General features: G+C 68.9%; 13 protein-coding genes and 1 tRNA gene. 10 read left to right on the top strand and 4 right to left on the bottom strand.

Annotated features, from left to right (window positions below):
* The 3 genes from QJS31_RS31970 to QJS31_RS31960 form a co-directional block, all read right to left on the bottom strand.
* On the bottom strand, nt 1-762 hold a 762-nt coding region (locus tag QJS31_RS31970; RefSeq protein WP_306358472.1), incomplete at its 3' end, for an AMP-binding protein.
* Complete coding sequence (locus tag QJS31_RS31965; RefSeq protein WP_306358471.1) at nt 759-1520, bottom strand: 3-hydroxybutyrate dehydrogenase; 762 nt, start codon at nt 1518-1520, stop codon at nt 759-761. The genes QJS31_RS31970 and QJS31_RS31965, both read right to left, overlap by 4 nt.
* The gene (locus tag QJS31_RS31960; protein ID WP_306358470.1) at nt 1517-2902 is read right to left on the bottom strand and encodes an MFS transporter; all 1386 of its coding nucleotides are present in this window, start codon (nt 2900-2902) and stop codon (nt 1517-1519) included. The genes QJS31_RS31965 and QJS31_RS31960 overlap by 4 nt, the downstream gene beginning before the upstream one ends.
* A gap of 139 nt (nt 2903-3041) precedes the next feature.
* Between QJS31_RS31960 and QJS31_RS31955 the strand changes: the two genes are divergently transcribed.
* The 9 genes from QJS31_RS31955 (at nt 3042) to QJS31_RS31915 (ending at nt 8989) form a co-directional block, all read left to right on the top strand.
* Nucleotides 3042-3971: a LysR family transcriptional regulator gene (locus QJS31_RS31955; protein WP_306358469.1), complete on the top strand. Its 930-nt coding sequence runs from the start codon at nt 3042-3044 to the stop codon at nt 3969-3971.
* The gene (locus QJS31_RS31950; RefSeq protein WP_282785184.1) at nt 3968-4708 is read left to right on the top strand and encodes an AraC family transcriptional regulator; all 741 of its coding nucleotides are present in this window, start codon (nt 3968-3970) and stop codon (nt 4706-4708) included. The genes QJS31_RS31955 and QJS31_RS31950 overlap by 4 nt, the downstream gene beginning before the upstream one ends.
* 86 nt (nt 4709-4794) lie before the next feature.
* Nucleotides 4795-5148: a DUF3703 domain-containing protein gene (locus QJS31_RS31945; protein ID WP_282785190.1), complete on the top strand. Its 354-nt coding sequence runs from the start codon at nt 4795-4797 to the stop codon at nt 5146-5148.
* 92 nt (nt 5149-5240) lie between these two features.
* Nucleotides 5241-5314 (top strand) — tRNA-Pro (locus QJS31_RS31940).
* Between the two features lie 284 nt (nt 5315-5598).
* Nucleotides 5599-5814, top strand: coding sequence for a hypothetical protein (locus QJS31_RS31935; protein WP_306358468.1), 216 nt, complete (start codon nt 5599-5601; stop codon nt 5812-5814).
* Nucleotides 5815-6046: 232 nt separating this feature from the next.
* A complete protein-coding gene (locus tag QJS31_RS31930; protein WP_306358467.1) occupies nt 6047-6994 on the top strand; it encodes a cyclopropane-fatty-acyl-phospholipid synthase family protein in 948 nt (315 codons plus the stop codon).
* Nucleotides 6991-8037 carry a terpene synthase family protein gene (locus QJS31_RS31925; RefSeq protein ID WP_306358466.1) on the top strand — a complete coding sequence of 349 codons (1047 nt, stop codon included), beginning with the start codon at nt 6991-6993 and terminating at the stop codon, nt 8035-8037. The genes QJS31_RS31930 and QJS31_RS31925 overlap by 4 nt, the downstream gene beginning before the upstream one ends.
* A 146-nt stretch (nt 8038-8183) precedes the next feature.
* A complete protein-coding gene (locus QJS31_RS31920; RefSeq protein WP_306358465.1) occupies nt 8184-8576 on the top strand; it encodes a hypothetical protein in 393 nt (130 codons plus the stop codon).
* Nucleotides 8573-8989 (top strand): MerR family transcriptional regulator, encoded by a 417-nt coding sequence (locus QJS31_RS31915; protein WP_306358464.1) that lies wholly within the window; start codon nt 8573-8575, stop codon nt 8987-8989. The genes QJS31_RS31920 and QJS31_RS31915 overlap by 4 nt, the downstream gene beginning before the upstream one ends.
* Nucleotides 8990-9084: 95 nt before the next feature.
* Here the strand turns inward: QJS31_RS31915 and QJS31_RS31910 are convergent, their stop codons facing one another.
* Nucleotides 9085-10338: an MFS transporter gene (locus QJS31_RS31910; protein ID WP_306358463.1), complete on the bottom strand. Its 1254-nt coding sequence runs from the start codon at nt 10336-10338 to the stop codon at nt 9085-9087.
* 135 nt (nt 10339-10473) lie between these two features.
* Between QJS31_RS31910 and QJS31_RS31905 the strand changes: the two genes are divergently transcribed.
* Entirely contained in the window at nt 10474-11139 is a 666-nt protein-coding gene (locus QJS31_RS31905; RefSeq protein ID WP_282785665.1) for a metalloregulator ArsR/SmtB family transcription factor, read from the top strand.
* Nucleotides 11140-11153 lie beyond the last annotated feature (14 nt).

Here is an 11153-nt window from a genome sequence, read left to right as displayed (position 1 = left end):
GGCCTCGGCGTCGAATTCTGCCGCGCCGCCCGCCGACGCGTCCTCCCACGCCACCGCACCCGGCACGGTGTACCCGAGCCGCGACACCGCGACCGTGGTCCGCACGCTCGGCAATCCCGCTCGGACCGCCGCGATCTCGGCCCGCCGGTCGTGTTCCCTGCCGCCGTAGCGGTAGCCGTCGGCGGTCACCAGCACCACCGGCTCCAACTGCCCGAGCCGGTCCAGCGCCGCCTGCGGGGAGTAATCCTGCCCGCAGGCGCTCCAGATCGCGCCGATGCTCGCGGTGGCCAGGAAGGCGATCACCGCCTCCGGGATATCGGGCAGGTATCCGGCGACCCGGTCTCCGGCCCGCACCCCGTGTGCCCGCAGGGTGCGGGCGAAAGCGTCGGTGCGAGTGAGCAGTTCGGCCCAGCTCAGCTCGCGCAGGGGTGCGTCCTCGCCGATATCGAGAATCGCGGGCCGGTCGGTGCGGGCCTGGCGTGCCACCCGATCGACGTAGTTCAGTCGCACCTCGGGGAACCACCGCGCCCCCGGCATGGTCGGCTCGGCCAGTGCCTCGCCCGGTGCCGCGCCGAGATCGAAGTAGTCCCACACGGCGCGCCAGAATCCCGCGATGTCGTCCACCGACCACTGCCAGAGCGATCGGTAGTCGGGGAATTCGAGACCCGTTCGGGCGGTGACGAAGCGGGCGAAGTCGGTGATGCGCGCCGTCTCGATATCGGCGGCGCTCGGCGTCCACTGCGCCGCGGTCGTTTCGGTCATCGTGCGCTCCACCCGCCGTCCATGGTGTAGGACGCGCCGGTCACCATGCCCGCCGCGGCCGAGGTGAGCCAGCCGACCAGCTCGGCGACCTCTTCCGGTTCGATGAGCCGTTTGATCGCGTTCTCGGTCAACAGAATCCGCTCCACCACCTGCTGCTCGGGGATGCCGTGCGCGGTCGCCTGATCGGCGATCTGCCTGTCCACCAGGGCGGTTCGCACATAGCCGGGATTGACGCAATTGCTCGTCACCCCGTGCGGTCCGCCCTCGAGCGCGGTCGCCTTGGACAACCCCTCGAGGGCGTGTTTGGCGGTGACATAGGCGGACTTGTACGCCGAGGCGCGAATCCCGTGCACGGACGAGATATTCACGATCCGCCCGAACCCGCGCTCGTACATGGCGGGCAGCGCCGCGCGGACGAGCAGAAACGGGGCCTCCACCATGAGCGCGAGCATGGCGCGGAACCTTTGCGGCGGAAAGTCCACCAGCGGGCTCACGGTCTGGACACCGGCATTGTTCACCAGGATGTCCACGTCGAGCCGCAGGTCCTCGAGCGCCGTGACATCGCCGAGGTCCACTTCCCACGCGGTGCCGCCGATATCGGCGGCCAGATCCTTGGCGGCGACGCCGTCGACATCGGCGACCGTGACCGCCGCCCCGCGCCCGGCCAACTGCCGGGCGCAGGCCGCGCCGATCCCACTCGCGCCGCCGGTCACCAGTGCGGTGCGACCGGTCAGATCGCCGGTGGCCGAGCCACTCACGCGCTCACCGCCTTCGCATCGCTCGCGGTGGCCAGGTCGCGGGCGTCGGCGCGGTCGATCTCGGCCAGGTCCGCGCCCTTGGTCTCGCGGGCGAAGTACACCGCGACGAGGGTGACCGCGCAGGCCAGGGCCAGGTAGACCGCGATCGGAACCGACGAGCCGAAGCTGTCCAGCAGTTTCACCGCGATGATCGGCGCGAGCGATCCGGCCACGATCGAGGTGACCTGATACCCCAGGGACACACCGGAATACCGCATGCGGGTCGGGAACATCTCCGCCATGATCGCGGGCTGTGCCGAGTACATGAAGGCGTGGAACACCAGGCCGAGCACAATGGCGAACAAGATCACGGCATTGTGCTCGCTGTCCATCATGGGGAAGGCGAAGAAGCCCCAGGTGGCCGCGGTGGCCGCGCCCACGAAATAGACCGGCCGCCTGCCGAATCGGTCACTGAGCCGTCCCACCATGGGGATCACCGCGAAGTGCACCGCGTGCGCGGCCAGCAGCCACCACAGGATCACCTTGGTGTCGGCACCGACTTGCACCTTCAGATAGGTGATGGAGAAGGTGACCACCAGGTAGTACATGATGTTCTCGCCGAACCGCAGCCCCATGGCGGTGAAAACCCCACGCGGATAACGCTTCATCACCTCGACCGCACTGAACCCGGTGGCTTTCTCCTGCTCGGACTGCTGCTGCGCGGCCAGGAAGATCGGCGCGTCGGTGATCTTGGTGCGAATGTAGTAGCCGATCAGCACGACCACCGCCGACAGCCAGAAGGCGACCCGCCAGCCCCAGGACAGGAACGCCGCGTCCGACAGCGTCGAGGTGAGCACGAGCAGCACGACGGTGGCGAGCATATTGCCGATCGGCACCGCCGCCTGCGGCCACGCGGACCAGAAGGCGCGGCTGCGATTCGGGCTGTGCTCGGCCACCAGTAGGACCGCGCCGCCCCATTCGCCGCCCACCGCGAAGCCCTGGATGAAGCGCAGCGCCACCAACAGCGCCGGGGCCCAGTACCCGATCTGCCCGAAGGTGGGCAGGCAGCCCATCAGGAAGGTCGCCGCGCCCACCAGCAGCAGGCTCAGCTGCAACAGCTTCTTGCGCCCGTACTTGTCGCCGAAGTGCCCGAAGACCACGCCGCCCAACGGCCGTGCCGCGAAGCCCACGGCGTAGGTGACGAATGCCGCGAGGATGGCGTCGAGTTCGCTGGTGTTCTCGGAGAAGAACACCTTGTTGAACACCAGCGTGGCCGCGGTGCCGTAGAGGAAGAATTCGTACCACTCCACGACCGTCCCGGCCATGGAGGCCGCCACCACCCTTCGGAGTCCGGTGGGGGCGGGATCGGATCCCGGCCGCGGCCCGGCTACGCCGACGCTCATCGCACTTCTCCTTACCGTTCGGCCGCATCACCCCTCATCTGTGATGCGGCCCACAAGATTCGAACTGTTCAGAGTATTCGTGCACATTTCTCCGCCCGCAATGCCCACTTTCGCACCGGGTATCTGCAAAGATGCAGAAATGGCCGTGACCTCCGCCACTCCCCGCCCCAATGCGGATGACCTGCTCGTGCTGCTGGCCGTCGGTCGCACCGGACGCTACGTTTCCGCGGCGGAGGAGCTGGGGATCAACCACACCACCATCTCCCGTCGCATCGCCGCGCTGGAACGGGCGCTGGGCGGCCGCGTGCTGACCCGCGGCGCGGGTGGCTGGGAGCTGACCGATCTGGGGCGGGAGGCATTGCACGCCGCCGAATCCATCGAATCCGCGGTGCGCTCGCTCGCGCCGGACGCCCGCGGTGAACGCACTCTCGAAGGCGTCGTCCGGCTCTCGGCCACCGACGGTTTCAGCGCCTACCTGGCCGCCCCCGCGGTCGCCGACGTCCGGCGTCGGCATCCCAAGGTGGCCTTGGAGATCGTCGCCGCCACTCGCCGTGCTTCGCTGCAACGCTCGGGCCTGGATATCGAAGTGGTGGTGGGCAAACCGCAGGTCCGCCGCGCCGAACTCATCCGCCTCGGCGATTACGTCCTCGGCCTCTACGGCTCCCGCTCCTACCTCGCCGAACGCGGCGCGCCCGCCACCCTCGACGACCTGACCGGCCAGCCCTTCGTCTACTTCATCGACTCCATGCTCCAGGTCGACGACCTCGACCTGGCCGCCGCATTCGCCCACGGCATGCGCGAATCCATCTCCTCCACCAACGTTTTCGTCCACGTCGAGGCCACCCGCGCCGCGGCCGGGCTGGGCCTGCTGCCCTGCTTCATGGCCGACCGCCACGCCGACCTGGTCCGCGTCCTCCCCGACCAGGTGGGCGTCCGGCTGTCCTACTGGCTCGTCACCCGTGCGGAAGCGCTGCGCCGCCCCGAGGTCGCCGAGGTGGTCGACGCCCTGCGCGCCCGCGTGCACGCGGAGCGCGACATGCTGCTCGGCACCGTATTGCCCACGCGGTGAAGGAGATTCGTGGCATGTGGTCGGGGACGGTCAGAGTGCGGGCCGGGGCGCTCGAACTGGTCGGGGAGATCGGCACCGCGGCTCCGCACGCGCACCGCACCGTGCAGATCGTCATCGCGCATGCGGGGGAGTTCGTGCTGGCCGACGCGCACGGCACCGTACGCCGCGCCCGTGCGGCACTCATCCCGCCCCATCGCGAGCACGCCGTCGTCACGGGAGCGTCCGACGGCACGCTCGTGCTGGTGGATCCGGACTCCGCTGTCGGACAGCGACTCATCGGCCTCACGGCCGACGATATCGATGCCTGGATCCGCGCCGCGACTACACTGGTCGATGATCCGAAGTGGTTCCGGGACGGTCGATTTCACGACATCAGCGATCTCTGCCCAACTCCACCCCGCCATCCGGCCGTCACCCGAGCGGTCGCACTCTTGCGCACCCGTCTGGACTCGGGCCCACTCCGCCTGTCGGAGGTGGCCCGTGCGGTGGGCCTGTCGGAAAGTCGCCTGGCCCACCTGTTCACCGCCGAACTGGGCCTGCCGTTCCGCCCCTACATCCGCTGGCTGCGCATCCTGCGGGCCATCGACCTGGTCGCGGCGGGCCATACCCTCACCGCCGCCGCCCACGGCGCGGGCTTCGCTGACAGTTCCCACCTGAACCGCGTCTGCCACCGCATGTTCGGCATCGCCCCCTCGGACCTCCGCGATGTCCGCTGGATCATCGAATCGACCGCGTAGCAGGTTCGTCCAAGCGTTCCGCCGTTCCGCGGGCGAGGCTGGTCGGCGACAGAACCGTTGCCCCACAGGAGAATCCCGTGCCTCCCATGCCGCCCACCATCCGAACCGCCTTCGAGTCCGAACTCACCACCGCCCGCCGCGCCACCGACCTCGACTCCCGCTGGCACGCCCTGGAACGCGCCCACATCCTCTCCCAGCACTGGCCGTGGCCTCACACCCGCGCCCACTGGCACATGTTCCGCCTCGCCCTGCGCACCCGCGACCGCCCCGAAATCCTCGGCCAGATCATCCGCCTGGCGGTAGCGGGCCCCGGCTCCGCTCTCGGCCGCGCCCCACTCGGCAACACCGGCCGCAGTTCCGTCGGCATCACCACCCCCATGCCCCTCCCCGCCGACCTCGCCCGCATCCTCACCGACGGCGGCATCCCCCTCACCCGCTGACCCCACCTGCCGAACACACCGACCCCACCCCGATTAGGCGAATCCACCCCTCCTCGAGGTAATCTCATCCGGCACCGCGACAGCGGTGGCAACGGGCTGTGGCGCAGCTTGGTAGCGCACTTGACTGGGGGTCAAGTGGTCGCAGGTTCAAATCCTGTCAGCCCGACCGGGTCAGGGGTGGTTTCCACCTCTGATCGGTCATGTATGTGGACCAGTTCCGGACCGCGGCGATGCGCCCGGGTGTGCCGCTTGCTCGTCTCGTGCGTAGATCCTCTGAGAGGGATTCCGTTTGTCGGCTTTGTCGCGGATGACGCAGGAAATTCCGCGGCGGGTGAAGGGCGCGGTCGACGGCATCGCTCGGCGATGTTCGTATCCCCGGCAGGAGCGGCCGACGTGCTCCGTGGAGGTGTCCACGAGTTCGAGCACACGGACCACGCGGTCGGACGGACGGTGGGGCAGGAGGACGGTCGGTCGGCGGCGCAGATCGACGAGGCCGTCGAGGAGCGGAGGCGCCTGTTCGTCGATGGCGATTGGGACGCGCGTCAGATCCAGGTCGCGGTCAAGGGGGCGACTATGCAGACGCTGCTGCAGGACAGCGGGGTGTTCGCGGTGGAAACGGTGCTCGAGCAACCGGCTCTCTGGAAGGTGTTCAGGAGTCGGGGGTAGGTGTCGCGCTCGACGGTGAACTGGCGCGATCGGTCACGTTCTGGCACAACCGGTCAGGCTGCCGGGGCTGTCGGTCGCGCTAGCCTGAGACCGGTATTCGCCTCGCTCGTGCTCGACCGGATCGGACCCGGTGATGACAGTGAACAGAGCGCTCGGAAAGCTCGAGCTTCACGACCCGTCGACCGAAGACGTTGCGCCATCGCGATTTTCCGGAAACGCGAGGTGGGGGACAATGCGGTATCCCCCGGCCCCGGGGTCCGGCGGCACGATGGGATACACGGTCGTCGACAGCCCGCGAGAAAACCCGTACCGGGACAAGGTCGTCTACACCTACGACGACTCCCCGGAGGTCTGGCGGCAGGTGCTGGGGGATACGTGCCTGTTCGAATGGGGCGTCTACGAAGGCGCGACACGGGATCTGTCGCTGGGGGAGGCGGGTGTTCGGTTCTTCGACCGGCAACTCGGGCTGGCCGGTCTGCTGGGCGCGGAACGCCCCCGCATCGGACGGATTCTGGATCTGGGCTGCGGGTGGGGTTTCCTCTGCTACCTGCTGGCGCGGCGGTTCCCCGAGTGTCCCCGCATCGATGCCATCAATATCAGTCCTCGCCAATTGGATTACTGTGCAAGGTATCTGGCCGATCACGAGCTGCTCGACCGGGTGTCGCTGTATCTGTGCGACGGTCAGGACCTAGGGCTACTGCCCGAACCCGAACACCCCTACGATCTGGTGATCATTCGCGGTGTCTACACGCATTTTCCGAACGAGGTGTACGAGGCCTCGGTCGAGGCGCTGGCCGGTAGGGTCGCCGCGGGCGGGATCGTCATCATCTCCGACACCCTCTTCCGAGGTGATCCGACCGGAGGGCTGGATGCCTACGTCTCGGAGATCCCCGACGAGGTCGACCGGCTCGCGTGCGGTAATCGGAAGACCCCGGACTACTTCGCCGGGGTGCTGGAAGCCAACTCGTTCGAGATCCGGGACATGCGCGTCCTGCCGTCCAATGCTGATGTGGCGCACTGGTTCCGGGATGTCAAGGCCAATATCGAGCGGGCATTCCCGGATGGAGTGGCAGGGCCGGTGGAGGAGCTGCGGGTGATGGCCGACAACATGTCGGCCGCCCTCGCCAAGGACCTGGTCTCCGCCTACAGCATCGTTCTGCGCAGGAGGGACGACCGGTGATCGCACTGCCCGACAGCTTCCACCTACCGGAGATCGTCACCCGGTTGCCGCACGCATGTCATCGCGACTGTGCCGAATTGGATGCGCGGTCGGCCGCGTTCGCCCGCCCTTACCTGCGGTCCTACTTCGGTGACGTGGACCGGACCGAACGGTACCTGCGGCAGCGTATCCCGCACTACGGCTGTCTGGCCTACCCCGATACCCTCGGTGATCGCACGGTCGATCTGGTCAATCTCATGATGGGCGTGACCATCTACGACGACACCTTCAGTCGGCCGGGAATCCAGTTCGACAGTGCGGCGACCACCCGGCTGCACGAGCGGTGGTGTCAGGTATTCGACGGCGATCGACCGCCCGACGAGCCGGCGCATCGGTTCGTGCACGACGTGATCACGGCCGCCGAGGCGCGGATGACGCCGCACCTGGCGCGCAGATCTCGGCAAGCGTGGCGGGAGATGGCGGATAGTCACCTCGCGGAAGCGGTGCGGCGGCAGAACGGCATCACGCTCGACCCGGACCGGTACATGAGTGAACGGCTCACGAATGTCTACGGCTGGTGGATCACCACCCACGTGGAGTACGCGCTCGGCATCGATCTGGGCGAGCTCGCCGCCGCACCGGAGATCCGTGCCGTCCGCGCCCGGGCCATCGCGCATATCGCCTTGGTCAACGACCTGTACTCCTTCGCCAAGGAACTCGATCTCGAGGAGGCGATGAATCTCATTCTGGTTCTGCTGCACCGTGACAACCTGGATCTCCAGGATGCCGTCGACACGGTGGTCGCCCTGATCCACCAGGCGGAAGCCGACTTCGTGGCCGACTGCGACGTGGTCCGTGCCGGTCCGCTGGGTTCCCGTTCCGAGATCCGCGCCTACCTGGACGGGATCGCCTACACCATGACCGGCAACCTGCGCTGGTCTCAGCTGTCCACGCGCTATCACGGCGATCAGCACGACGGCGGTCTCGTCACCCGCGGAACCATCTCGCTCACCCCGCGACCCACCATCTACTCGCCTTCCCGGCGGGAGTTCGACGACGATTGACATCACGGGGCGTACAGCGATGTCGCCGTCCGGGCGGGTGTCGGACCGGCACCGTCTACGCCGGGGTTGCATCCGGTACCGGGGTACAGGCTTAGCCTCGAAGGAAAGGCTCAGTTGTGGCCTTCGCGAGCCGGGAGGTGTAGGTCATGGTCGATGAATTTCCGATCCGTGGGATCGGTGACGCGAATTCCGACCCGAGTGCGGGCGCGTCGGATCGGGCCTGGGTGGCGGTGGACGCGTGTGCGCTCCCGTCCGAGCGACAGCCGTCGCGGGTGGCGGAATTCGACGCGCTCTTCCGCGATGCCGTGCGCGGTGTGGAGCGCGTGTCGCCGACGTGGTTGCGGCTGGATCTGGACGGTGCCGCCGAAGCCCGGGCCCGTGATCTGGCCGCCCGGGAATCGGGCTGCTGCTCGTTCTTCGCCTTCGCGTTCACCACGGCCGGAGAGCGCTTGGTGCACATGGACATCGAGGTGCCGTCCACTCGGGTCGACGTGCTCGACGGGCTGGCCGCACGCGCGAAACAGGGCGGTTCGGTATGACCGGGTTGCGGACCGGGGAATTGGCGCGTGCGGCCGGGGTGAACATTCAGACCGTGCGCTACTACGAGCGGCGCGGGCTGCTGGCCGAACCGGACCGCTCCCTGGGCGGGCATCGGATCTATCCGGAGCGGACGGTGGCCGTGCTGCGGTTGATCAAGGCCGCTCAGCGGCTCGGATTCACCCTCGACGAGGTCGCGGATCTGCTGGGCGGCACCCGGGTCGGGGTCGAGCGGAGACCGGGTGCGGGGCTACGCGCGCGGACCGAGGCCAAGCTGGCCGAAGTCGATACCGCACTGGCCGAACTCACCGCCAGGCGCGACACGTTGCGCGCGGCCGTTGCGGCCGGGTGCGACGACCTGCTGGTGTGCGGCGAATCTCCCTCCTGCCCACTGCCGTTGGCGGACAACGTCTGAGCTGGGTTCGCCGTGGAAGACCACGGCGGGCCGGGATGGACCATCGGGTAGGGGGTCGGTCGGCCGTCGTGGCCGCGGCAGAACGCGCTGGGCGATCACCGGTTGCGCCGGGCGGTGAGCGCGGCGGCCGGGACGACCGCCAGCGCGAGCACGCCGCCGACCAGTGCCAAGGTCGGATAACCGGCGGCGGCGACCATCAGTCCGGAGCCCATACCGCCGGTCGCGCCGGCGATGGCGATGGAAACATCCACCGCCCCTTGGGTTGTGGCGCGCGTGGCCAGGGGGACGGTGTCGGTGATGATGGCGGTGCCCGCGACCAGGCCGAGATTCCAGCCCAGCCCGAGCAGGGCGAGCGCGAGGGCGAGCAGGGCGATGGAGTCGCCGGGGGCGAAGCCCGCGAGCAGGCCCGCGGCCAGCAGCGTCACCCCGGACGCCGCGGCGACGGGCAGGCGGCCGTGGCGGTCGACGAGCCAGCCGGTCAGCGGGGACGGGAGATACATCGCGCCGACGTGGATGGCGATCACCAGTCCGGCCGCGGCGGTGCCGTGCCCGTGGTGCAGCATGTGCACCGGCGTCATGGTCATGATCGCCACCATGACCAGCTGTGTCACCGCCATGACGAAACCGCCGATGGCGACGCCCGAGCGGGAGCCGTCGGCCGCCGGACGTGCGGTCGTGGTCGAGCTGGAGACCGGATCGCCCGGACCCAGGGTGCGTGCCAGCAGCAGGGGGTCCGGGCGCAGCCAGACCGCCAGCACCGCCGCGGCCAGTGTGTAGGCCGCCGCGGCGAGCAGGAACGGTCCGGCCAGATACGGAATGTCGATGGCCTGGGCGAGGCTGCCGGTCGGCGCGGCGAGATTGGGGCCGACGACGCCGCCGAGCGTGGTGGCGACCAGCACGGTGGAGATGGCACGGCCGCGGTGCGAGACGCTCGCCAGATCGGCACCGGCGTAGCGGGCCTGCAAATTGGTGGCGGTGCCCGCGCCGTAGACGAACAGCGCGACGAACAGCAGCACCGGATTGTCCGCGACGGCGGCGGCGATGACACCGACACTGCCGACCGCGCCGGTGAGATATCCGGCGGCCAGCCCGGGACGGCGGCCCCGCGCCTGCGACAGCCGCCCCACCGCGACGGCGGCGACCGCGGAACCCGCCGTGAACAGCGCACTGGGCAGCCCGGCCAGACTGGTCGAGCCGAGCATGTCCTGTGCCAGCAGCGCGCCGACGGTGATCCCGGCGGCCAACCCCGCACCGCTGAGGATCTGCGCGGACACCAGCACGGTCAGCACGCGGCGTTGCGCGCGGGCGATCTCGGGGGAGTCGGCGGTGCTGGTGGCGCTGTGGGGCATGAGAGCGTTCTTTCCTGGCAGTGGTGAAGCGGCGCACCCGCTCGGGTGGTCCGAGTGGCGCTACAATCGCACCATCCGATGTTATTCCATAGAATTATGGAATAAGCTATCCAACAGAGCATTGGAGAAGCAAGCGTGAGTGAGGTGACCGGCCGTAAGGCGGCCCTGTTCGACGAGATCGCCCGCGTCGGCAAGGCGTTGGGCAACGGCCGCAGACTCCAGATCCTCGACCTGCTCACGCAGGGGGAACACACCGTCGAGGCCATCGCCACCGCGACGGGCATGAACCTGACCACCGCGTCGGCGAACCTGCAGGCACTCAAGGCGGGTGGGCTGGTGCGGTCCCGCCGCGACGGCACCCGCCAGCACTACCGCCTGGCCGGAACCGACGTTGCCCGTCTGTTCGCCCTGGTGCACACCGTGGCCGAAGCCCACCTGTCCGATGTCGCCGTCGCCGCGGCGGCCGTCCTCGGCGCACCCGAGAACGCCATCACTCGCGACGAACTGATCCGTCGCCGCGACGCCGGGGAGATCACCCTCATCGACGTCCGCCCGCACGCGGAGTACCGGGCGGGCCACATTCCCGGCGCGATCAATATCCCGCTGTCCGAACTGGCGGCCCGGCTCGCCGAACTCCCCACCGACCGCGACATCGTCGCCTACTGCCGCGGGGCCTACTGCGTCATGGCACCGGACGCGGTCCGGATCGCTCAGCGGTCCGGGCGGGACGTCAAACGGCTCCGGGAGGGGATGCTCGAATGGGCATTGGCGGGCCTACCGGTGGAGCGCACGTCGCAATAGCCATGCGGCCGTGG

Source organism: Nocardia sp. CC213A (genome assembly GCF_030766805.1).
Taxonomy (GTDB): domain Bacteria; phylum Actinomycetota; class Actinomycetes; order Mycobacteriales; family Mycobacteriaceae; genus Nocardia; species Nocardia otitidiscaviarum.
The sequence above is the reverse complement of the archived record's forward strand: the minus strand, read 5'-3'. Positions and strand labels throughout refer to the sequence as shown.

Coding starts and splice junctions, on each gene's coding strand:
- QJS31_RS31910 (WP_306358463.1), bottom strand. CDS start 10,338: ATGCCCCACAGCGCCACCAGCACCGCCGACTCCCCCGAGATCGCCCGC.
- QJS31_RS31920 (WP_306358465.1), top strand. CDS start 8,184: ATGGTCGATGAATTTCCGATCCGTGGGATCGGTGACGCGAATTCCGAC.
- QJS31_RS31945 (WP_282785190.1), top strand. CDS start 4,795: ATGCCGCCCACCATCCGAACCGCCTTCGAGTCCGAACTCACCACCGCC.
- QJS31_RS31930 (WP_306358467.1), top strand. CDS start 6,047: ATGCGGTATCCCCCGGCCCCGGGGTCCGGCGGCACGATGGGATACACG.
- QJS31_RS31960 (WP_306358470.1), bottom strand. CDS start 2,902: ATGAGCGTCGGCGTAGCCGGGCCGCGGCCGGGATCCGATCCCGCCCCC.
- QJS31_RS31955 (WP_306358469.1), top strand. CDS start 3,042: ATGGCCGTGACCTCCGCCACTCCCCGCCCCAATGCGGATGACCTGCTC.
- QJS31_RS31915 (WP_306358464.1), top strand. CDS start 8,573: ATGACCGGGTTGCGGACCGGGGAATTGGCGCGTGCGGCCGGGGTGAAC.